General features: G+C 74.0%; 20 protein-coding genes and 2 pseudogenes. 13 read left to right on the plus strand and 9 right to left on the minus strand.

Features of this window, described 5'->3' with window-relative positions:
* Window positions 1-16: 16 nt before the first annotated feature.
* A complete protein-coding gene (locus AC07DA_RS28135; protein ID WP_479131000.1) occupies window positions 17-1048 on the minus strand; it encodes an alpha/beta hydrolase family protein in 1032 nt (343 codons plus the stop codon).
* An 87-nt stretch (window positions 1049-1135) separates the two neighbouring features.
* On the opposite strand from AC07DA_RS28135, the pseudogene AC07DA_RS28140 reads away from it, so the two are divergent.
* Both AC07DA_RS28140 and AC07DA_RS28145 read left to right on the plus strand, forming a co-directional pair.
* Window positions 1136-1367, plus strand: a pseudogene (locus tag AC07DA_RS28140) (hypothetical protein); the annotation flags it as partial.
* A gap of 163 nt (window positions 1368-1530) precedes the next feature.
* Window positions 1531-2004, plus strand: a complete 474-nt coding sequence (locus tag AC07DA_RS28145) for a carboxymuconolactone decarboxylase family protein (RefSeq protein WP_479131001.1) — start codon at window positions 1531-1533, stop codon at window positions 2002-2004.
* Window positions 2005-2034: 30 nt separating this feature from the next.
* On the opposite strand, the gene AC07DA_RS28150 is transcribed toward AC07DA_RS28145, so the two are convergent.
* A complete protein-coding gene (locus AC07DA_RS28150; protein ID WP_479131002.1) occupies window positions 2035-2739 on the minus strand; it encodes a FadR/GntR family transcriptional regulator in 705 nt (234 codons plus the stop codon).
* 168 nt (window positions 2740-2907) lie between these two features.
* On the opposite strand from AC07DA_RS28150, the gene AC07DA_RS28155 reads away from it, so the two are divergent.
* Genes AC07DA_RS28155 through AC07DA_RS28170 form a run of 4 tightly spaced genes read left to right on the plus strand, consistent with a single transcriptional unit; the run spans window position 2908 to window position 6878 of the window.
* Complete coding sequence (locus AC07DA_RS28155) at window positions 2908-4248, plus strand: L-fuconate dehydratase (RefSeq protein WP_479131003.1); 1341 nt, start codon at window positions 2908-2910, stop codon at window positions 4246-4248.
* Complete coding sequence (locus AC07DA_RS28160; RefSeq protein ID WP_479131004.1) at window positions 4245-5000, plus strand: SDR family NAD(P)-dependent oxidoreductase; 756 nt, start codon at window positions 4245-4247, stop codon at window positions 4998-5000. The genes AC07DA_RS28155 and AC07DA_RS28160 overlap by 4 nt, the downstream gene beginning before the upstream one ends.
* Entirely contained in the window at window positions 4997-5995 is a 999-nt protein-coding gene (locus AC07DA_RS28165) for an aldo/keto reductase (RefSeq protein ID WP_479131005.1), read from the plus strand. The genes AC07DA_RS28160 and AC07DA_RS28165 overlap by 4 nt, the downstream gene beginning before the upstream one ends.
* A 49-nt stretch (window positions 5996-6044) precedes the next feature.
* On the plus strand, window positions 6045-6878 hold the full coding sequence (locus tag AC07DA_RS28170) for an amidohydrolase family protein (protein WP_479131006.1): 834 nt from the start codon (window positions 6045-6047) through the stop codon (window positions 6876-6878).
* Here the strand turns inward: AC07DA_RS28170 and AC07DA_RS28175 are convergent.
* A complete protein-coding gene (locus AC07DA_RS28175) occupies window positions 6866-8287 on the minus strand; it encodes a lipase maturation factor family protein (RefSeq protein ID WP_479131007.1) in 1422 nt (473 codons plus the stop codon). The two genes, AC07DA_RS28170 and AC07DA_RS28175, sit on opposite strands and share 13 nt — an antisense overlap.
* 141 nt (window positions 8288-8428) lie before the next feature.
* Here AC07DA_RS28175 and AC07DA_RS28180 point away from each other — a divergent pair, with 141 nt between their 5' ends.
* From AC07DA_RS28180 to AC07DA_RS28190, 3 genes are all read left to right on the plus strand, one after another.
* Window positions 8429-9514: a DUF6777 domain-containing protein gene (locus tag AC07DA_RS28180; RefSeq protein WP_479131008.1), complete on the plus strand. Its 1086-nt coding sequence runs from the start codon at window positions 8429-8431 to the stop codon at window positions 9512-9514.
* A gap of 77 nt (window positions 9515-9591) precedes the next feature.
* Window positions 9592-11682 (plus strand): SpoIIE family protein phosphatase, encoded by a 2091-nt coding sequence (locus AC07DA_RS28185; RefSeq protein WP_479131009.1) that lies wholly within the window; start codon window positions 9592-9594, stop codon window positions 11680-11682.
* Window positions 11683-11704: 22 nt separating this feature from the next.
* On the plus strand, window positions 11705-12568 hold the full coding sequence (locus tag AC07DA_RS28190) for an Fpg/Nei family DNA glycosylase (protein ID WP_479131010.1): 864 nt from the start codon (window positions 11705-11707) through the stop codon (window positions 12566-12568).
* A gap of 13 nt (window positions 12569-12581) precedes the next feature.
* Here the strand turns inward: AC07DA_RS28190 and AC07DA_RS28195 are convergent, their stop codons facing one another.
* The 4 genes from AC07DA_RS28195 to AC07DA_RS28210 form a co-directional block, all read right to left on the minus strand.
* Complete coding sequence (locus tag AC07DA_RS28195) at window positions 12582-13763, minus strand: PP2C family protein-serine/threonine phosphatase (protein ID WP_479131012.1); 1182 nt, start codon at window positions 13761-13763, stop codon at window positions 12582-12584.
* 112 nt (window positions 13764-13875) lie between these two features.
* A complete protein-coding gene (locus AC07DA_RS28200; protein WP_479131014.1) occupies window positions 13876-14529 on the minus strand; it encodes a zf-HC2 domain-containing protein in 654 nt (217 codons plus the stop codon).
* Between the two features lie 150 nt (window positions 14530-14679).
* A complete protein-coding gene (locus tag AC07DA_RS28205) occupies window positions 14680-15192 on the minus strand; it encodes a hypothetical protein (RefSeq protein ID WP_479131015.1) in 513 nt (170 codons plus the stop codon).
* A gap of 151 nt (window positions 15193-15343) precedes the next feature.
* Window positions 15344-15889 (minus strand): sigma-70 family RNA polymerase sigma factor, encoded by a 546-nt coding sequence (locus AC07DA_RS28210; protein ID WP_383332450.1) that lies wholly within the window; start codon window positions 15887-15889, stop codon window positions 15344-15346.
* 222 nt (window positions 15890-16111) lie between these two features.
* Between AC07DA_RS28210 and AC07DA_RS28215 the strand changes: the two genes are divergently transcribed.
* Window positions 16112-17266, plus strand: coding sequence for a CapA family protein (locus tag AC07DA_RS28215; RefSeq protein ID WP_479131016.1), 1155 nt, complete (start codon window positions 16112-16114; stop codon window positions 17264-17266).
* A gap of 4 nt (window positions 17267-17270) precedes the next feature.
* Here the strand turns inward: AC07DA_RS28215 and AC07DA_RS28220 are convergent, their stop codons facing one another.
* Window positions 17271-18701: an amino acid permease gene (locus AC07DA_RS28220; protein ID WP_479131017.1), complete on the minus strand. Its 1431-nt coding sequence runs from the start codon at window positions 18699-18701 to the stop codon at window positions 17271-17273.
* Window positions 18702-18811: 110 nt separating this feature from the next.
* Window positions 18812-19273, minus strand: a complete 462-nt coding sequence (locus tag AC07DA_RS28225) for a universal stress protein (RefSeq protein ID WP_479131018.1) — start codon at window positions 19271-19273, stop codon at window positions 18812-18814.
* Between the two features lie 87 nt (window positions 19274-19360).
* On the opposite strand from AC07DA_RS28225, the gene AC07DA_RS28230 reads away from it, so the two are divergent.
* The 3 genes and pseudogenes from AC07DA_RS28230 (at window position 19361) to AC07DA_RS28240 (ending at window position 22004) form a co-directional block, all read left to right on the plus strand.
* A complete protein-coding gene (locus AC07DA_RS28230; RefSeq protein WP_479131019.1) occupies window positions 19361-19798 on the plus strand; it encodes a hypothetical protein in 438 nt (145 codons plus the stop codon).
* Between the two features lie 26 nt (window positions 19799-19824).
* A pseudogene (locus AC07DA_RS28235) lies at window positions 19825-21057 on the plus strand (amino acid--tRNA ligase-related protein); the annotation flags it as partial.
* An 89-nt stretch (window positions 21058-21146) separates the two neighbouring features.
* Window positions 21147-22004 carry a polysaccharide deacetylase family protein gene (locus AC07DA_RS28240; RefSeq protein WP_479131020.1) on the plus strand — a complete coding sequence of 286 codons (858 nt, stop codon included), beginning with the start codon at window positions 21147-21149 and terminating at the stop codon, window positions 22002-22004.
* Window positions 22005-22040: the final 36 nt, after the last annotated feature.

A 22040-nucleotide genomic window follows, 5' to 3' on the forward strand; every position in this document is an offset into this window, starting at 1 on the left:
GTGCGCGAGGGCGGTCTCAGCGCAGGTGGCGCTCGAAGAAGGCCTCGGTGACGTCCATCTCGGCCGCCCACCGGGGCCCGAAGGTGTGGCCCTCACCGGCGACGGCGCGCAACTCCACGTCCTTGCCCGCCTCCTGGAACACGCGGGCGGCCTCCCGCGACCAGGCCAGGGGGCAGGTGTCGTCGGCGGTGCCGTGCTGGATCAGCAGGGGCTCGGTCAGGCGGTCGGCGTAGGTGAGGGGCGAGACGCCGCGCCAGAACGCCGGGTTCTCCTCGGGCGTGCCGTGCTCGTCCTCGATCCGGGCCACGATCGGGTCGCCGTCGGGCCGCTGGAAGTGGTCGATGTTCTGCTGCGGGCGGGCGCTCACCGGCGCGTAGGCGACGGCCGCGTCGAACAGTCCTGGCGCCACGACCAGCGTGTTGTACACGACCCCGCCGCCCATCGACCGGCCGAACAGGCCGATCCGGTCGCCGTCGACCTCCGGGCGCCCGGAGTCGCGCAGGGCCAGGGCGGTGCCGATGACGTCCTCGGTGTAGCCCAGGCGCAGGTTCACGTCGTTGTCGGGATCGTCGTCGGAGCGGGCGTGGTTGCGGTAGTCGGTGTGCAGGACGACGTAGCCGGCGCGGGCCAGGCGGTCCTGCTCGCGCGGCATGCCCTGGCCACTGACGTAGGCGTCCGGGTCGATGTAGCCGTGCGCCAGCACCAGCGCCGGGAAGGGGCCCCTGCCCTCGGGGATGTTCATGATCCCCGAGATGGTCAGGCCGTTCGCCTCGTACGTGACGGCGTAGCGGGTGTAGGCGGAGGTGCGGGCGAGCACCTGGCCGAGCCGCAGGCCGGAGCCGGTGTGCTCGCGCCGCATCAGGGCCGGGAGGGAGACGGGGTCGACCGGGCTGGGGGAGGCGGAGGTGGCGCGCGGGCTCGGGTCCCCGGCCGTGCTCGTGGTCGATGTACCGGCCGCGGGCGCGGACGGGCCGTCGCCGCCGGTGCAGCCGGCCGTGACGGCCAGCAGCAGCCCGGCGGCGGCCCAGGCGGTGCCCCGGAGGCGCATACCGCCCATTGTGACTCCGCTGGTCCCCGTTGGGCAGTGCCCGCCCGGAGATCCGCCCGCGCCCGCACGCCCTGGAGCGAGCGACGCGGACGTCCCGTGACGCGCACGGTCCGCGCCGGCGGTGACGGCGGCACGACCACCACCGTCCGCGTCTCCCCGCTGCGCGCCCCGCGTTTCCCCGGCCCCGGGACCGACCAGGGCGTCCACCGCTCCCGGCGGGCGCTGGTGCCGGGCGCCGGCATCGGCGACGCCACTGGTGACGTGCGACCAGGACGCGGTGGTGGTCACGGCGGTCAAGCCGACCGGCGACGCCGGCGGGGGCTCACCGCCGGGTTGGAGGTGGCGGACGCGCTCATGACGCTCCGGCTCCGGCACACCTGGGAGTGAGGCGGGAGACACAGGTCACATCCGCGCATGTCACATCGGGGTGAGCCGCCGGCTCATAGGGGCGTAAGGCACCGACAACGACGAAGGAGCTCACCATGAGCGCGCGTCTGGACGTCTTCGCCATCCCGAGCGGCAGCAGGCTCGTCAAACAGTTCACCTCCGTGGGGCGGCTGGTCGTGGAATCGGCACTGCCGGCCGCCACGCGGGAACTGGTCTCCCTGCGCGTGAGCCAGATCAACGGGTGCGCGGTCTGCATCGACATGCACACCAAGGAGGCCGCGGCGGCGGGCGAGTCCGCCGTGCGCCTCCACCTGGTCGCCGGCTGGCGGGAGGCGACGGTCTTCAACGAGGCGGAACGCGCCGCGCTGGAACTGGCCGAACAGGGCACCCGCATCGCGGACGGCGCCGGCGGCGTCCCGGACGAGGTGTGGGAGCGGGCCGCCAAGCACTACGACGAGGAGCAGCTCGTCGCGCTGGTCACCCTGATCGCCTTCATGAACACCGCGAACCGGCTGAACGTCATCCTCCGGCAGCCGGCCGGCGACTACCGGCCGGGCCGGTTCGAGTAACGTCCGTCCACCGGGCCCTAAAGGACCTCCCTAGGGCCCGAGCCGCGCCCGCAGCCACTGCTCCACCTCGCCCACGTGCGCGGCCACCGCCGCCCGGGCCGCCTCCGGGTCGTGGGCGGCCAGGGCGCGGTGGATGGCGGCGTGTTCGCGGCGGGTGCGGGCGAAGGCGCCCTCCTCCTGGTAGCCCCGCCGGAGCCGGGCCCGGAACGTGCGGGACGACAGTCCCTCCAGGATCGCGGCCATCGTCTCGTTGCCCGCGGCCGCCGCGATCTCGCGGTGGAACGCCAGGTCGTGGGCGATGATCTCCTCCGGATCGTCCGTGGCGTCCATCGCGGCCAGGTGCTTCTCCACCTCGGCCAGCTGGTCCTCGGTGATCCGCGCGGCGGCCAGCGCCGTCGCCGTCGACTCGAGGATCCGCCGGATCTCCAGCAGCTCCACCAGACGCGGGCCGCGCGACAGGTCCGCCACGACCCCGAACGTCTCCAGCAGGTCGCCGGCCTCCAGTTGTGTGACGTAGATGCCCGACCCGTGCCGGGCCTCCAGCACACCCAGCACCGTGAGCGCGCGGATCGCCTCCCGCATCGAACTGCGGCTGATGCCCAGCTGAGCGGCCAGGTCGCGCTCGGTCGGCAGCCGCTGACCCGGCTCCAGCCGGCCCTCCGCGATCAGCGCCTTGATCCGCTCGATGGCGCGCTGCGTCACGGTGCCCTTCCGCCGGGCCGTCCCGTCGTCCACGCCACTCCTCCGATCACCGCGCTTCGGCGCAGTCTAACCAGCCGCGTGGTCCTACCACTAGGCGCCGAAGGTGCCGCAAGTAGCCGTCAGAAGAGGTGCAGTCGCTGGATTGGTCGGATCAGTGGGCGGGCAGTGAACCCACACCGCCCGACCGACGAAAGGCCCTCCGTGCCCCCGACGCCCGCCCGCATCACCGCCGTCGACACCCACGACGTCCGCTTCCCCACCTCGCGCGAGCTCGACGGCTCCGACGCGATGAACCCCGACCCCGACTACTCGGCGGCCTACGTCGTCCTGCGCACCGACGCCGCCGACGGGCACGAGGGGCACGGGTTCGCCTTCACCATCGGGCGGGGCAACGAGGTCCAGGTCGCCGCCGTCGACGCGCTGCGCGGTCACCTGATCGGCCGCGACCTGGCCGGGCTGTGCGCCGACCCCTCCGTCCTCGCCCGCGACCTGACCGGCGACAGCCAACTGCGCTGGCTCGGTCCCGAGAAGGGCGTGATGCACATGGCGATCGGCGCGGTCGTCAACGCCGTGTGGGACCTCGCCGCCAAACGCGCCGGCCTGCCGCTGTGGCGGCTGCTCGCCGAGGCCGACCCGGAATGGCTCGTCCGCCAGGTCGACTTCCGCTACCTCACCGACGCCCTCACCCCCGAGGAGGCCCTGACCCTGCTCCGCCGGGGGCGGGAGGGCGCCGGGGAGCGCACGGCCCGGCTGCTGGAGCGCGGTTACCCCGCCTACACCACCTCGCCCGGCTGGCTCGGCTACGACGACGACAAGCTCACCCGCCTCGCGGCCCGGGCCGTCGCCGACGGCTTCACCCAGATCAAGCTCAAGGTCGGTGCCGACCTCGAGGACGACATCCGCCGCTGCCGCGTGGCCCGTTCGGTCATCGGCCCGGACGTCCGGATGGCCGTCGACGCCAACCAGCGCTGGGACGTCGCGGAGGCGATCCGCTGGACGAAGGCCCTCGCCGCCTACGACCCGTACTGGATCGAGGAGCCCACCAGCCCCGACGACATCCTCGGCCACGCGGCGATCCGCCGGGCCGTCGCCCCCGTGAAGGTCGCCACCGGCGAGCACGTGCACAACCGCGTCATGTTCAAACAGCTCCTCCAGGCCGGGGCGCTCGATGTCGTCCAGATCGACGCGGCCCGGGTCGGCGGCGTCCCGGAGAACCTCGCGATCCTGCTGCTCGCGGCCAAGTCCGGCGTGCCCGTGTGCCCGCACGCCGGCGGCGTCGGCCTGTGCGAACTCGTCCAGCACCTGTCGATGTTCGACTACGTGGCCCTCACCGGGACCACCGAGGACCGCGTCATCGAATACGTCGACCATCTGCACGACCACTTCCTCGACCCGGTGGTGATCCGGCAGGGTCACTACACGGCACCGACCGCGCCGGGTTTCTCGGCCGCCCTGCGGCCCGAGACGCTGGCGCGGTACACGTACCCGGGCGGCGAGTTCTGGGCCGCCGACCTCGCGACGCGGAAGGGGCACACCGCATGACCGACTTCGAGGGCCTCAGAGCCCTGGTGACGGGAGGCGCGTCCGGCATCGGCCGGGCCACCGCCGACCTCCTGGCCGAGCGCGGCGCGCGGGTCGCCGTCCTCGACCTGGACCCGTCGGCGGTCCACGAGCCGCTGCTCGCCCACCGCGCGGACGTCAGCGACGACGCGTCCGTGCGCACGGCGGTCGCGGCGGCGGCCGCCGGCCTCGGCGGCCTGGACGTCCTGGTCAACAACGCGGGCATCGGCGCCCAGGGCACCGTGGAGGACAACCCCGACGACGAGTGGCACCGCGTCCACGACGTCAACGTCGTCGGCATGGTCCGCACCACCCGGGCCTGCCTGCCCCACCTGCGGGCCTCCGCGCACGCCGCGATCGTCAACACGTGCTCGATCGCCGCCACCGCGGGCCTGCCGCAGCGCGCCCTGTACAGCGCCACCAAGGGCGCCGTGTACTCCCTGACCCTCGCCATGGCCGCCGACCACGTCCGCGAGGGCATCCGCGTCAACTGCGTCAACCCCGGCACGGTCGACACCCCGTGGGTCGGCCGCCTCCTGGACGCCGCCCCCGACCCGGCCGCCGAACGCGCCGCCCTGGAAGCCCGCCAGCCCACCGGCCGCTTGGTCTCCCCGGCCGAGGTGGCGCGCGCCATCGCCTACCTGGCGAGTCCCCTGTCCGGCGCCACCACGGGCACCGCGCTCGCCGTCGACGGCGGCATGCAGGGCCTGCGGCCGCGCCCGGTGGCCCGGTGAACCGGCTCGGCGGCAGCGGCGTCGAGGTCAGCGCCCTGTCCTTCGGCGCCGCCGCCATCGCCAACCTGTACACCGAGGTCGGTGAGGACCAGGCCCACGAGGCCGTCGAAGCCGCCTGGCAGCGGGGCATCCGCTACTTCGACACCGCCCCGCACTACGGCCTCGGCCTCTCCGAACGCCGGCTCGGCGCCGCGCTGCGCGAGCACCCCCGCGACCAGTACACGATCTCCACCAAGGTGGGCCGCCGCCTGGAACCGGCCGACGGCACCGGCGACGACCTGGCGAACGGCTTCGCCGTGCCCGCCACCCACCGGCGCGTGTGGGACTTCAGCGCCGACGGCGTCCGCCGCACCCTGGAGGCCAGCCTGGAACGCCTCGGCCTCGACCGGGTCGACGTGGTCTACCTCCACGACCCCGACGAGCACGCCGAGGCGGCCTTCCGCGAGGGCTACCCGGCCCTGGAGAAGCTGCGCGCGGAAGGCGTGGTGGGCGCGATCGGCGCCGGGATGAACCAGTCGGCGATGCTCACCCGCTTCGTCCGCGACACCGACGTGGACGTGGTGCTCTGCGCGGGCCGCTACACGCTGCTCGACCAGAGCGCCCTCACCGACCTGCTCCCGGCGGCCCTGGAACGCGGCGCGTCCGTCGTCATCGGCGGCGCCTTCAACTCCGGCCTGCTGGCCAACCCCGAACCGGGCGCCCGCTACAACTACACCGCCGCACCGTCCGAACTGGTCGAGCGCGCCCTGCGCCTGAAGTCCGTCGCCGAGCGCCACGGCACCACGCTGCGTGCCGTCGCGCTGGCCTTCTGCGCCGCCCACCCGTCCGTCGCCAGCGTCCTCGTCGGGGCCCGCTCGGCGCACGAGGTCCGCGACTGCGCCCACCAGTTCGCCGCCCGGGTACCGGACGCCGTCTGGCAGGACCTGCGCGCCGAGGGCCTGCTGCCCGCCGACGCCCCCGTCCCCGGCGAAGCGCCCCGGGAGGAGCACCCATGAGATGCTCCGGCGCGGACGCCGGCCTGCCCGTCGCCGGGGAACCGCCGGCATGACGGTGACCGACGCCCACCACCACGTCTGGGACCTGTCCGTGCGCGACCAGGACTGGATCACCGGCCCCGAACTGCGGCCGTTGCGGCGCGACTTCACCCTGGAGGACCTCGAACCCGAGGCGCGGGCCGCCGGAGTGGGCCGCACGGTCGTCGTCCAGACGGTCACCGTGCCCGAGGAGACCCCCGAACTGCTGGCCCTGGCCGAGCGGCACGGCCTGGTCGCGGGTGTCGTCGGCTGGACCGACCTCACCCGCCCCGACGTGGCCGGCGACCTCGCCCGGCTGCGCGCGCTCCCCGGCGGCCGGTACCTCAAGGGCGTCCGCCACCAGGTCCAGGGCGAGCCCGACCCCGCGTGGCTGCTGCGCCCGGACGTGCTGCGGGGCCTGGCCGCCGTCGCCGCCGCCGGACTGGTCTACGACCTCGTCGTCCTGCCCCACCAGCTCCCGGCCTGCGTGCGCGCGGCCGCCGCCCTGCCCGGCCTCACGTTCGTCCTGGACCACCTCGGCAAACCGCCCGTCGCCACCGGCGCCCTCGAACCCTGGGCGTCGGGCCTGCGGGCCCTGGCCGCCCTGCCCAACACCGTGGCCAAGCTGTCCGGCCTGGCCACCGAGGCCGACCTCACCACCTGGACCGTCACCGACCTGCGCCCCTACGCCGAAGTGGCGCTGGAGGCGTTCGGGCCCGGCCGGCTGATGTACGGCTCGGACTGGCCGGTGTCCACCCTGGCGGGGACCTACGGCGGCATCCTCGACGCCACCCGCCGGCTGACCGGCCCGCGCGACCGGCAGCAGATCTTCACCGCCACCGCCGAACGCGTCTACGGCCTGTGAACCGGCTCCGCGAGCCGGGTCGGCGGCAGGTACTCCCGCACGTAGGTCCGCTCCCAGCAGGCGCCGGTCCGCCGCAGCTCGCGCCAGGTCGTGAAGCGGTAGCGGAACAGGCGGGCGCGCACGAACCGCGGCGGCCGGTCCGGCGGGAACGGCGAGCGGCGCAGCAGCTTCAGCGTGTCCCGGTCGTTCTCCAGCAGCCGTTCCACCAGCCTGCCGAACCAGGGGTCGGCGTAGGCGGGGGAGAGGGCGGCGAACCACATCAGCCAGTCCAGGCGCAGGTGGTAGGGGGCGAACTGGCGCGGCCACCGCCGCGGATCCCCCGGCTTGCCCCGGAACTCGTACTCCCGCCAGTCCGAGTCCGCCCGCGGCACCTCGTCCGCGGTGCCCTCCACCACGACCTCGTAGCGCACCCGGCTCACGCTGCCGAACGCGCCGTAGGTGTTGACCAGGTGCAGCGGGTCGAAGGAGCGGTTCATCACCTGGCGGCGGGAGAGCATGTTGCGCACCGGGCGGTAGCTGAGTCCCACCAGCAGCGCCCCCACCGCGAGCACCAGCGCGACGAACCACAGCGGCGCGTCCGGCGCGTCGGGCGCGTCCGCCGGGAAGCGCACCGCCGACAGCGCCAGCACGATCGTGATCCAGTTCAGCCAGGAGAAGTTGCCCGACAGCACCAGCCACAGCTGGGTCACGATCATCAGCGCGGCGGCCGCCGTCGCCACAGGCTGCGGGGCGAACAGCAGGAACGGCACCACCAGTTGCGTGACGTGGTTCGCGGCGGCCTCGACCCGGTGCAGCGGCCTGGGCAGGCGGTGGAAGAACCAGCTCAGCGGGCCCGGCATCGGCTGCGTCTCGTGATGGTGGTCCAGGCAGGTCAGCCTGCGCCAGCACTCGTCGCCGCGCATCTTGATCAGCCCCGCGCCGAACTCCACCCGGAACAGGATCCACCGCAGCAGGAACAGCACCACGAGCGGCGGCGCCACCTCGTCGTTGCCGAGGAACACGGCGAGGAACCCGACCTCCAGCAGCAGCGACTCCCAGCCGAACGAGTACCAGGTCTGGCCCACGTTGACGATCGACAGGTACAGCACCCACGGCACCAGCCACAGCAGCATGCCGCCCCACAGCGGCAGCAGGGAGTCCAGCCCGGCCAGCAGTGCCGCCGACACCGCGCAGCCCGCCCAGGCGCACAGCGCGAAGAAGCGGTCGGAGTAGTGCAGCTGGAACAGGCTCGGCGCCCGCCTGAACGGCACCCGCTCGACGAACCGGGGCACCGGCAGCATGCCGCGCCGCCCCATCAGCGCGCGGAACTGCAACGCCGCCGTCAGGAACGCCACCAGGTACACGGCGGCCAGCGCCCGCTGGAAGACCAGCCGGGTCAGCCAGTAGTCGGATGCGGTGAACCAGTCCACGGCCGCGGGCTCCTCCCAGTGACGCGCCGGACTCCGGTGTCACGCTCCGTGTACCACTGCTCCGGTTGCGTAACCCGAGTGAGAGCGGCAAACAATAGTGGGGAAACGCCCGGAATGGGCCGAGGTGAGCGGGAGGACGAGGTGCGGACACCCACGGGGGCGTTCACCGCGGCCTGCGCGCTGTGCGCCGCGCTCCTGCTCTCGGCGTGCGGCGCCGGGAGCACCCGTGGCGCGGAGGACGACGGCACGGCGACCGCGGCGCTCGTCCTCCAGCCGGCCGCGGACCCGGGACCCGACCCGTTCACGCCCTCCACGGCCGTCCCGGTGCCCGCCCCGCTGCCCACCGAGCCCGCACCGGCGACCGCGGGCGGTACCGTCCGGGTCTCCACCGGCCCGCGTTCCCTGTCCGGCGGGACCCCCGGCCTCTACGGCGGCACCGAACGGACCGGCAGCTGTGACATCGGCCGGCAGATCGGCCACCTCACCCGCGACCGCACGGCGGGGCGCGCCTTCGCCCGCGTCGCGGGCGTCCCCCCGGAGGCCGTCCCGGACTACGTGCGGTCCCTGACCCCGGTCGTGCTGCGCGCCGACACCCGTGTCACCGGCCACGGCCACCGCGCCGGGCGGGTCACCGGCTACCAGGCCGTCCTCCAGGCGGGCACCGCCGTCCTGGTCGACGACCGGGGCGTGCCCCGCCTGCGCTGCGCCTGCGGCAACCCCCTGCGCCCGCCGCTCGCCCTGCGCGGCACGCCCGGCAGCCACGGCACGCCCTGGCCGGGCTACCGGCCCGGCGAGGTGATCGTCGTGACCCCCGCCCCGCGCGCCGTCACCGACTTCACGATCGTCGACCTGGCCGCCCGGACCTGGATCGAACGGCGGCCCGGGCACGACGTGCGCCACGACCGGGCCCTGCCGCCGCCGGCGTGGGCGGTCCGCCCCCCGGTGCCGTCCCCGCCCGTCCCGCCGGACGAGTCCCGCACATCACCGGGGACGGATCCGGCCGGCGACACGGCGGCGCCCCCGGAGCACGACACCGAGCCGCGCCCCGTCGATCCGGCACCCCGGGACGTGGCCGAACCGGATCCCGGCGACGCCGGCGATCCCGACGAGGTCGGTCCGGAAGCCGTCCCGGACGGCCCCGACCTGCCCGACGGGGCCGGGCTGATCCCCGACGAACCGGCCGACGACAGCGTCTTCGGCAGTCCCACCGACGTCTTCGGCGACTGAGGACCACTCCCGCGGAGCGGCCCGTACACTCGGCGCATCCGGTCGAAGAATCGGACGAATCCTGGCAAGGTGGGCCCATGGCTGATCGGGGAGCGAGCGCCGCCCTGTCACTCCCGGACGACTGGCCCGCCCACCCGGATCCGATCCTCGCGCTCAACCGGATGGGCAGCTTCGACTGGGACCTGGACACCGGCCTGATGCAGATGGACGCGCGGGCCCACGACATCTTCGACGTGCGCCCCGACGAGTACGACGACCACCCCGAGAGCCTCTCCCGGCGCGTCCCGCCCGGCGAGGCGCGGCGCCTGGACACCGCGGTCTCCCAGGCCCTGAAGGACGGCAGCGAGAACTACGGCGCCTACTTCCGCATCCGCCGCCGCGACGGCAGCCTGCGCTGGACGCACACCCAGGGCTACATCCGGCGCGACGAGACCGGCCGCCCCCGTCGCATCATCGGCATCGTCCGGGACGCCACCCAGGAGCTCGGCGAGATCGACGCCCGGCGCGACCAGGCCGAACGGGATGAAGCCCGCCGCGAGCAGACCAGCGTCGTCGAACTGACCACGGCCGCCCTCGCCCACGCCCGCACCGTCCAGGACGTCATCGACGTCCTCAAGGACACCCACGGCCTCACCCACCTGGGCGCCACCAGCCTCGTCATGGGCCTGGTCGAGGCCGGCCGCATCCGCCTGGTCGCCGAGGGGCCCACGGACGCCTTCGTGCCCGGCACCCGCGTCACCCGCATCGACGAGCCGTACCCGATGAGCGAGGCCGTGCGGACCCTCGCCCCGTGCTTCATCGAATCGCCCGAGGAGTTCGCCGAGCGCTACCCGATCCTGTGGCCCCACATCACCGGACTGAACATCACCTCGGCCGCCTATCTGCCGCTCATCGTCCAGGCCCGCCCGATCGGCGCGATGGGCCTGCTCTACAGCGACCGGCGCGGCTTCACCCCCGAGGAGCGCAACATCCTCGTCGCCCTCGGCAGCAGCATCGCCCAGAGCCTGCAGCGGGCCATGTTCTACGAACAGGAGATGGACCTCGCCCAGAACCTGCAGCAGGCGATGCTGCCCCGGACCATCCCGAGCGTGCCCGGCGCCGACGTCGCCGTCCGCTACCGCGCCGCCACCCTCGGCGGCTCCGTCGGCCGGGACATCGGCGGCGACTGGTACGACCTGATCCCGCTGCCCGGCGGCCGGGTCGGTGCCGTCATCGGCGACGTCCAGGGCCACGACACGCACGCCGCCGCCGTCATGGGCCAGTTGCGCATCGTGCTGCGCGCCTACGCCGCCGAGGGGCACACCCCGGCCACCGTCATGGCCCGCGCCTCCGTCTTCCTGCACGAACTCGACACCGACCGCTCCGCCACCTGCCTCTACGCGGAGGCCGACCTGTCCACCGGCGTGCTGCAGGTGGTCCGCGCCGGGCACATCGACCCGCTCGTCCGGCAGGCCGACGGCTCCTGCCGCCGCGTCGCCGTCCCGGGCGGCCTGCCGCTCGGCCTGTCCGCCGAGTTCGGCCGCCTCGACTACCCGGTCGGCACGGTGGAGCTCGACCCGGGCGACACCCTGCTGCTGTGCACCGACGGCCTGGTCGAGCAGCCCGGCGCCGACCTCGACGACGGCATGCGCACCCTCACCGCGCTCGTCGCCACCGGTCCCGCGGACGTGCGCGACCTCGCCGACCGGCTCATCGACGTGGCCGCCGAACGCGGCGGGGACGACGACGTGGCGCTGCTCCTGCTGCGCAGGCGCGGCCCCGAGGGCCCGCAGGCCGGCCGCCGCCTCCAGCGGCACGTCGCCCCCGGCGACCCCGCTGCCCTGGCCGAGGCCCGGCGCACGATCCGCACCGCGGTCGGCGCCTGGGGCGCCCGCGACCGCGCCGACGAGATCGAACTCGTCGCCGACGAGCTGATCACCAACGCCCTGATGCACACCGAGGGCTCGGCCGTGCTGACCCTGCGGGTCCTCACCGGCTCCGACCGCCGGCTGCGCGTCGAGGTCGAGGACTCCTCCAGCGCCCTGCCCCGCCGCCGCGAGGCCGGCGAGTCGGGCGTCTCCGGGCGGGGCCTGCTGCTGGTCGAGCTGCTCACCGACGTGTGGGGCGTGGAGGCCCGGGGCGGCGGCAAGGCCGTCTGGTGCGAGTTCGTGGTGCCGGACCACGACTGACGCCCCGTGGCACCCTGGATGCATGCCGGAACTCCCCGAGGTCGAGGCGCTCAAGGACTTCCTGACCGAGCACCTGGTCGGCCACGAGATCGTACGGGTGCTGCCCGTCGCCATCAGCGTCCTGAAGACGTACGACCCGCCGCTGTCCGCGCTCCAGGGCCACGAGGTCGCCGCCGTACGCCGTCACGGCAAGTTCCTCGACCTGGCCACGGCGGACGGCCCGCACCTGGTGACGCACCTGGCCCGCGCGGGCTGGCTGCACTGGAAGGACCGCCTCCCCGACGGCCCGCCCAGGCCCGGCAAGGGCCCCCTCGCCCTGCGCGTGGCCCTGGAGACCGGCGCGGGCTTCGACCTGACCGAGGCCGGCACCCAAAAGCGCCTCGCGGTGTACGTCGTCGGGGACCCGCGGGAGGTGCCGGGCGTGGCCCGGCTGGGCCCGGACCCGCTCGCCGGCGACTTCGACGAGCGGCGTCTCGCGGAGCTCCTGGCCGGGGAGCGGCGGCAGCTCAAGGGCGCGCTGCGCGACCAGAGCCTGATCGCGGGCGTCGGCAACGCCTACAGTGACGAGATCCTGCACGCGGCGAGGATGTCGCCCTTCAAGCTGGCCGCGTCGCTGAGCGAGGAGGAGACCGCACGGCTGTACACGGCCCTGCGCGACACGCTCACCGAGGCGGTCGAGCGCTCCCGGGGGGTCGCGGCCGGGCGGCTGAAGGCCGAGAAGAAGACCGGTCTGCGCGTGCACGGCCGTACCGGCGAGCCCTGCCCGGTGTGCGGGGACACCATCCGCGAGGTGTCCTTCAGCGACTCCTCGCTGCAGTACTGCCCGACCTGCCAGACGGGCGGCAAGCCGCTGGCCGACCGCAGGATGTCCCGCCTGCTGAAGTGACCGGCCCGGCCCGTCACCGGGACGGCGGCCTCCACTCGAACATCAGGATGGTCGCGTCGTCCCGCAGCCGGCTGGTGGGCGAGTCCAGGATGGAGTGGATGAGCCGCCGCAGCGTCTCGGAGGCCAGCTCGCCCGCCGCCGTCGCCCGGATGATGAAGTCGGCGAACTGTTCGAGGCCGAATTCGCCGCCGTCGCTGCCCCGGGCCTCGGTCACCCCGTCGGTGTACATCAGCACCCGGTCGCCGGGCTTCAGGGCGATCTCGTGCGTCCGCCGCTTGCGCCCGGCGAGCAGGGACGGCAGGCCCATCGGCGGATCCGCCTCGCGCCGCATGGCGTCCACGTGGAGCCGCTCCTCGCGGATGAGCAGCGGGGTGGGGTGCCCGCAGTTGGCCCACCGCAGCATTCCCGAGGCCAGGTCCAGCTGGGCCAGCACGCCGGTGCAGAACTGGTCGGGCAGCCAGTGGGCCAGCGCGTCGTCGACGCACTCCACCAGCTCGGGCAGGTCCGCCCCGGTCCGCCGGGCGTTGCGGCACGCGGCCAGCGACACCGCCGTGGTGAGCCCGGAGGCCAGGTCGTGTCCCATGGCGTCCAGGACGGTGGCGTGCAGCGTCGTCTCCGTCAGGGCGTGGTCGAAGGCGTCGCCGCCGATCTCGTAGGCCGGCTCCAGCACGGCCGTGGAGACCACGTGGGCGGTGCCGATGGTGCGGGGCGGCAGGAAGGCCCGCAGCATCTCGGCGGGCAGCCGCATCGGCTCCGCGCGGGTCCGCCGGACGAAGGAGTCCTCGTACACGCGCCTGGACGTGATCGTCATGGCGAGCAGGGCGGCGAGGGCCCGGGCGCGGCGCAGCACGACCGGGGTCAGGGACGGCGAGAGCACGGCCAGCACGCCGAGCCGCTCGGCGCCGTCCACCAGGGGGATCCACGCCGTCATGCCGCCCGACTCCGACTCCTCCACCCGCAGGGACTGGGTGCGGTAGGTCCAGCCGGCGAGCGAGCCGTCCACGGGCAGCGGCGGGGTGACGTCGGTGAGCGGCACCAGACGGCGCTGCTGGATGTCGGCCAGGTACACCACGGAGTGCTGCAGTCCCAGGGCCTTGGTGCAGCGGGCGACGGTGGTGGTCAGGTCCAGGGCCGCGTTCGCCGGGTCGGCGAGGAACTCCTCCAGACGGTCCTCACCGGTCTCTGCCGTCGCCACCTTCTCTCCCCTCGCCGGGACCCGCGGGCACCCCGGGCGGGCTCCGGAGCGCGTCGTCAGCAGTCTCACACCGGGGGGCCCGGCCCGCCCGGCGGCCGGGGCGGACGGATGGTCAGCTCGGTTCGAGCCGGGCCAGGACGTCCCCCGCCGAGGAGCGGATCTCGTAACGGACGATCTCGTCGGGGTGCAGGGACGAGCTGGCCATCATCGTGTGCGGCTCGGTGTCGTGGCCGGGCCCGTGCCAGCTGGTGGCGATCTCCTCGGTGCCGTCCCGGCCGACGATGACCAGGTGGCAGGCGCGCGAGTCGGACGCGTCCTTCACGCGCAGCTCGACCTGGCTGCCCGAGGCCTCGTCCGCCGTCGTGATCTGGGCCCACACGCCCGTGCGCCCGTCCGTCGCCGCGATCGTCCGGGTCCTCTCGCCGCTGCCCCCGGCCATCATCGCGGCGGCGGGCACCGACACCGCGAGGACGACGGAGGCGGCCAGCGCGAACACCATGCGCCTGCGGCCGGCCCGGCGCCGGTCGGCCACCTCGGCCAGCAGCCGGTCCAGCATGCGCGGGCCGGGCTGGGCCATCGGGTTCACCAGCCGTGGCGTGGCCCGCCGGTACAGCATCAACTGCCGTGCCGTCGGGCCGAACTCCGTCACCTCTGCAGCGCACTGGGGGCACTCCATGAGGTGGTCCTCGAAGCGGAAGGCCTCCGCCTCGTCCAGCACGCCGAGCGCGTAGGCGCCGACGTCGCGATGCCTCTCCAGGGACCTCATGCCGAATCCTCGTGCCGTTGGGTGCGGGTGGGGTTACTCCTTGCTCCCACCGGTACGGACCAGGCAGCGGAATCACTCAAGCCGGTGACACAATCGCAACCAAAGGATTCGGAGCCCTCCGGCCCGCGGATTGGTCCGGGTCGCAGAAATCTAGAAAAGATGGATCGCGAGGTGTCCGAGGGGCAGTCCGAGCTGCCAGGCGGGCGTCCAGACCTTCGGTCCCTCGTCCTCCCCGACCACCGGAGCGCCGCCCGGTACGGCGTTCAGGTCGGGCGCGAGCAGCTCCGTCTCCTGCAGCCAGCGCCAGGCCTCCTCGGCGAGGTCCAGGTCCGGGGCGGTCCGGCCGGGCGCCGCGGCACCGGCCGCCAGCTCCGCCAGCCGCTCGCCCACCCACTCCTGCCACGGCTGGTCGTACGCGGTCAGCGACAGCCACGTCTCCAGCTGGGTGACCACCCGGATGCCCGACAGCTCCCCGTCCGTGTCGGACAGGAAGATGGTCAGCGCCAGGGCGTCGCGCCCCGCGCGGAACTCGAAGGACGTCGGCGGCATCAGGTCGCCGGTCCGCAGCAGCTCGTCGGCGATGTACTCCGCGTACAACCACGCCATGGGGACGGTCAGTTCGCCGTCCGAACCGTCCGTGCTCTCGTGACCTCTGTGCAGCATCCCTTCCTGCCTTCCTCCGGTACGTGCGCGTCGGCCGACACCGGGCCCCGGGGCGTCGTCGGCCCCATCCGGAACACGGATAGGAACACCCGATTACTCAACCGGGGTCCACAGCAAGGCGCTTTACGAAGGCTTGACCAGGCCGTGGGTTTCACCGCAGGTCGGCGGCGTAACCCGGAAGCACCCGGCGCAGGGCGCGCAGCGCGTAGTACGCGCGGGACTTCACGGTACCGGGCGGGATCCCGAGGGCCGCCGCGGCTTCCGCCACACTCGCCCCCTGGAAGTACACGAGCACCAGTACTTCACGGTGCTCCGGAGTGAGTGTCTTCACAGCGCGGCGCACGTCGAGCATGGCCGCGGCCCGCTCGGCGTGGTCGGAGCTGACCCGCGCGTTCTCCAGCACCGCGTCGCCGACCTCGGCGGGCCGGGCCTGCCGGGCGCGCCGGGCGTCGATCGCGAGCCGTCGCCCGACGGTCATCAGCCAGGGCCGCACGGAGTCGAAGTCGTCGGCGCGCAGGGCCTCGGGGTGCTGCCAGGCGCGCACCAGGGTCTCCTGGACCAGGTCCTCCGCGCGCTGCCGGTCCCCGTCGCACAGGCGCAGCAGGAGCGCGAAGAGGGGCCGGCCGTGCTCCCGCTGCAGTGCGGCGAGCTCGTGCTCGGCGGTCGTCCCGTTGGTGAGAGTGGATCCGGCCGTCATGGCCGTATGCCACCGCAGGGTGCCGCCGGGGCACAGGGCACGGACCCGGCTGTGCGACGGACGGTCGATCGCGTCGACGAACGGTTCGACGAACGGTCGGGGCGCTCCACCGGGCGGGTGCCGGTCGGGCCGATGAGCGTGTCGGAGCCGCGCGGGGCGGTCCGGGCCTCCTTTCCTGAATGTGTGTAAATACGACCACAACGCCCACCGTGGGGTGAATGGATGATCGCACGCAGCCGACAGGTGGCCCTGGCCCTCACCGTCGTCCTCGCCGCAGGCGCCGCCTGCCAGGCCCGCAGCCACGAACCGTCCGGCCCCGGCCGCCCGGCCCCCTCCGCCGCCGGGCAGCGCGGCTTCACACTCGTCGCCTCCGGCGACGTCCTCCCGCACGACACGATCATCGACCGGGCCCGCTACGACGCCGGCGGCACCGGCTACGACTTCCGGCCCATGCTCGACGGGATCCGCTCCGTCGTCTCCGGCGCCGACCTCGCCCTGTGCCACATGGAGACCGTCTACGGCGAGAACGGCGACTACACCGGCTACCCCACCTTCAAGTCCCCGCCCGAGGTCGCCCCGGCCCTCGCCGCCACCGGCTACGACGGCTGCTCCACCGCCTCCAACCACACCCTCGACGACGGCGCCGACGGCATCCGCCGCACCCTCGACGCCCTCGACCGGGCGGGCGTACGGCACGCCGGCTCGGCCCGCAGCGAGCAGGAGGCCCGCACCGTGACGGTCCTCCAGGCGGGCCCGGCCAAGGTCGCCCACCTCGCCTACACCTACGACACCAACGGCATCCCGCTCCCCGAGGGACAGCCCTGGGCCGTCAACCTCATCGACGAGGCCCGGATCCTGGCCGACGCCCGGGCCGCGCGCGGCGCCGGCGCCGACGTGGTCGTCGTCTCCATGCACTGGGGCACCGAATGGCAGGACGCCCCCGACGAACGGCAGCTGGCCCTGGCCCGCGGCCTCACCGCCGCCCGCACCGGCGGCCGCCCGGACATCGACCTGATCCTCGGCACCCACGCCCACGTCCCCCAGGCCTACGAGAAGGTCAACGGCACCTGGGTGATCTACGGCATGGGCGACCAGATCGCCGGTCTGATGACCAACCCCGAGGGCGCGAAGGACCCGCGCGGCAACCAGTCCACCCTCGGCCGCTTCACCTTCGCCCCGCCCGCCCGGCCGGGCGGCCGCTGGGAGGTGACCCGGGCCGAGTTCGTCCCGCAGCTGTTCGACGTCGACGCCGGCCGGGTCGTCAACCTCAACCGGGCGCTCGCCCAGGGCGCCGACGTCCGGGCCGTCCGCGACCGCATCCGCGACGTCGTCCTCAGCCGGGGCGCGGCGAAGGACGGGCTCGTGATGGGGGAGTAGGCCCTCAGTCCCGCTGCTCCGGCCGGCGCCCGGCCAGCTCCGAGTGCCGGTAGGAGTAGGCGAAGTAGACGACGAGCCCCAGCGCGAACCAGACGGCGAACCGCGCCCAGGTCTGCCACTGCAGGAAGGTGATCAGCCAGAGGGAGAACACGATGCCCACCGCGGGCACCACCGGCATCCACGGCGTGCGGAAGGTGCGCGGCAGGTCCGGCTGCCGGTAGCGCAGCACGATGACCGCCGCGCAGACCACGACGAACGCCAGCAGGATGCCGATGTTGGTCAGCTCGGCCGCCTCGCCGATCGGCAGGAACCCGGCGATCACGGCCGACGCCACCCCCACGATCCAGGTGACCCGCGTCGGCACGCGCCGCGTCGGGTGCGTCTTCGCGAACCACCGGGGCAGCAGCCCGTCCCGGGACATCGAGAACCACACCCGGGTCACGCCCAGCATGAACGTGAACATCACCGTGAGGATGCCGATGATCGCGCCGACCGCGATCACGTCCGCCAGGCCGCTCAGCCCCACCGACTTGAACGCCGTCGAGAAGCCGCTCTCCTTGTCGATGTCCTGGTAGTCCTGCATGCCCGTCAGCACCAGGCAGGCCGCCACGTACAGCACCATCGAGACGACGAGCGAGTAGATGATCGCCCTGGGCATGTGGCGCTGCGCGTCCTTGGACTCCTCGGCCGCCGTCGACATGGCGTCGTAGCCGAAGACCGCGAAGAACACCGTCGCCGCGCCCGTGAAGGCCCCGCCGACCCCGTACGGGAAGAACGGGTTGTAGTTGGTCGTGTCGATGTGGAACACGCCCACGCCGATCACCAGCAGCACGACCAGCACCTTCAGGATCACCACGACGGTCTCGAAGCGGGCCGCGTTCCTGATGCCGAGGGTCAGCAGATAGGCGATGAGCAGGCACAGCAGCGCGGCGAACAGGTCGACCCGGTGCCCGTCACCGGTGCCGGGGGCGCCCAGCATCCACTCCGGCAGGTCCGCGCCCATCTCGCCCACCAGGAAGCTGAAGTAGCCCGAGATGCCGATCGCGACCACCGCCACGATCGCCGTGTACTCCAGCAGCAGGTCCCAGCCGATGAACCAGCCGGCCAGCTCGCCCAGCACCGCGTAGCCGTAGGTGTAGGCCGAGCCGGCCTTCGGGATGAGCCCGGCGAACTCGGCGTAGGACAGGGCGGCCGCGGCGGACGCGACCCCGGCGATCAGGAACGAGACGAGGACGGCCGGGCCCGCCGTGCCGTTGGCGACCGTCCCGGCCAGCGTGAAGATGCCCGCGCCGATGATGCCGCCGACCCCGATGGCGGTCAGCTGCCACAGGCCCAGGGAGCGCTCGAGCCGCGCCCCCTCGCGTGTCTCCGTCTCCTCGATCCGCTCGATGGGTTTACGGCGGAGAACGCCCTCGCCCATCCGGAGTCCGGCCATGCGCCTCACCTCTTCGCGAGCGGCAAAACGGCTGACAGCGGATCATGATGGCCCAGGCCCCCGCCCGGCGGAAGACACCACGCGGGGGACGGACGCGGCCCCCTCCCGCCCTACGGCACCACCGTCACCGGCCACCGCCCGGCCTTCACCAGCCGCACCGCCACCGACCCGACGATCCGGTGCCCCGCCTGCTCCGACGCGCCCACCACGACCGCGTCCGCCTTGAGTTCGTCGGCCGCCTTCACCAGGCCGCTGTACGGGTCGCCGTGGAACGTGTGGAACTCCCAGCGGACCTCGAATATCCCCTTGAGCCGCTCGGCCGCGTCCCGGATCTGCGCCACCAGGTCCTCGGCGATCTCCTCGGTCGTCCCCGCCACCGGCGCCCCGAGCGCCGCCCCCGCCGCCAGCACGGGCTGCACATAGACCACCGCGAGCAGCGCGTGCTGGCGCCGGGCCAGCCCACCGGCGTAGGCCGCGGCCCGCAGGGACGAGTCGGAGCCGTCCACCCCGACCACGATCACCTTGGGCCCGTCCGTGCCCCGTTCGAACTGAGGGGAGTGCTGTTCCGTCACGCCGTGAGGCTATCGGAGGCCGTGGACCCGGCCGCCCGGAGGGAGCTTCGAGGGGCGGGAAGGGGCCGCTGTTCCCGGAGTCGGTACATGAGCGCCATCGCGGGCACCGGGGCGGCCGGGACGGACACGACGGGTCCGACACGCCCGCCCCACCGGGCTCCCGGCCTGCTGGGCCGGGTGCCCCAGGGATGCGCGGTCCTCCTCGGCGCCCTCGGAGCGCTCTGCGCCCTGCTCGCGCTCGTCCCGCCGCCGCGCACCGGACTGCGCCCCCTCGTCCACTTCCCGGACCTGCTGCTCGTCCCGGTCAGCGCCAACCTCGCCTACGCGGTCTTCCTGTTCCTGCGCGCCGCCGCCACCGCCGCCCGCAAGAAGGCCGCCTGGTGGCTGGTCGTCGGCAACCCGGGCCTGCTGGTCCTGACCGACGTCCTCGCCATGGCCGTCGGCGAGTTCGCCGAGTCCGTCCCCTCCTTCGTGGTGTGCGGCCTCGCCCTGGTCCTGCTGACCGTCGCCCGCCGCGAGTTCTGACGCCGCCTCCCGCCGCGCCGCCGTCCGCCGGGCCCGCGCCGTCCTTGGAGTTCGTGGTCGCGGAACTGTGCGCCGCCGCCCCGGGACTGGGCGTGCGCTGGGTTTCGCTGAACTTCGCCGTGTTCCGCTCCGTGTTCGAGGAGGGCGCCCGCATCGGCCCGGATCTCCCTCGCCTCCGGCATCGCCGAGCGCTTCGTCTCCGTACCGTCGATGCGCAAGTTGTGGGGAAACGGGCACCCGAAGGGCGGACAGCGGCCCGCCACCACGGAGGGGCTGCCGTCACTGGCGGCGCTCGGCCTCGCCGGAGGGGACGGGACCGAGCCCGCCGGCCCCCTCTCCGGCTGCCCGACCAGGTCCGCGTCCGGCACCGCACGCTCGACCGGCTGCGCGCCGGCGGCACCGACCCCTACCCGGTGGACGTCACGGCCCGCACCCACGCCCTGGCCGAGGTCGAACAGGGCCGCGAGGTCACCGTCGCCGGCCGGATCATGCTGGTCCGCGACTTCGGCGGCATCGTCCTCACCGTCCTGCGCGACTGGTCCGGCGACCGCCGACTCGCCCTCACCCGCGACCGCTGCGGCCCCGCCCTGGACCGCTTCACCGCCGACACCGACATCGGCGACCACATCACCGCCACCGGCCACGCCGGCGTCAGCGACCGGGGCGAACCGACCGTCTTCGTCACCTCCTGGCAGCTCACCGGCACGTGCCTGCGCCCGCTGCCCGACAAGCGCCGGGGCCTGGCCGAACCGGAGGGGCAAGGTCCGCCGCCGCTACCTCGACCTCCAGCAGATCCACGGCGGAGCCAACGCCCGCCCCTTCACCACCCACATGAGAAGAGGCTGTGCGTGGGGGGCCTGGAGAAGGTGTTCGCACTGGTCCGGACCTTCCGCAACGCCGGACTGCCCACCTTCTACCAGGACTTCCCGACCGATGTCTCCCCGCTCACCCGGCAGCACCGCGCCGACCCGCGCCTGGCCGAGCGGTGGGACCTCGTCGCCTTCGGCACCGAACTGGGCACCGCCTACTCGGAACTCACCGACCCCGTCGAGCAGCGCCGCCGCCTCACCGCCCAGTCGCTGCTCACCGCCGGGGGAGACCCCGAGGCCATGGAACTCGACGAGGACTTCCTCGACGCCCTCGAATACGCCATGCCGCCCACCGGCGGCCTCGGCGTCGGTGTCGACCGGCTGGTCATGTTCCTCACCGGGCCGACCATCCGCGAGGCCCTGCCCTTCCCCCTGGTGCGCCGCCGCTGACCCGTACGCCTGGGCCGTTCGGGTGAAAGCGTGCCGCCGCACCGGTGTTGCTCAGGTGCGTCGGCCTTCCGCCGGGCGACTGATGAGTCATGAAGAAGGATCAGTTGCTCACCCGACGCGCGGCGTTGATCGCGGGCGCCGGCGCCGTGGGAGCGGCCGCCACGGCCGGTGTGCTCACGGCGGTCACCGGGGAGGGACCCGCCGCAACCACCGGACCCGCCGGCCCGGCCGCCCCGGCGGCGGGCGCCCAGGCCGTCCGACGCCCGCCCAAGGCCTCCGCGTACCGTCTGCAGCCCCTCACCGGCTACGGCCCGCCGCGCGCCGCGCCCCGCCGCACCCTGGTGCGCGGCGAACCGCTGCTGCGGGTGCCCGGCCGCGGCCGCACCATGGTGCTGACCTTCGACGACGGCCCCGACCCCCGCTACACCCCGGCCATCCTGGACGTGCTGGCCGAGTACGGCGTCCGCGCGATGTTCTTCGTGTGCGGCGAGATGGTCGCCGGCGGCAGGCGGGAGCTGGCGCGGATGGCCGAGGAGGGACACGTCGTGGGCAACCACACCTGGTCCCACCCCCTGCTCACCCGCCTGACCCGCCGCCAGATCCGCTCCCAGATGGAACGCACCAGCGACGTCATTGAGGACGCCTGCGGCGAGCGCCCCGAGTGGTTCCGCGCCCCCTACGGGGCGTGGAACCGGGCCGCCCTCCAGCTCGGCGCCGCGCTCGGCATGGAACCGCTCGGCTGGACGCTCGACACGCTCGACTGGACCACGCCGGGCGTCCGCTCCATCGTGCGGCGGGTCGAGAACGGCGCCGCCCCCGGCGTGGTGGTGCTCTCCCACGACGCCGGGGGCGACCGTTCGCAGAGCGTGCGCGCCTTGCGGCGCTACCTGCCCGAGCTGCTGGACTCCGGCTACCACGTCACCGTGCCCCGGCCGCCCCACGCGTAGGGGGCGGTCCGGGACCCGCCCGCCCGGCGGGGAGCG

The organism is Streptomyces sp. NPDC044921 (assembly GCF_056432865.1).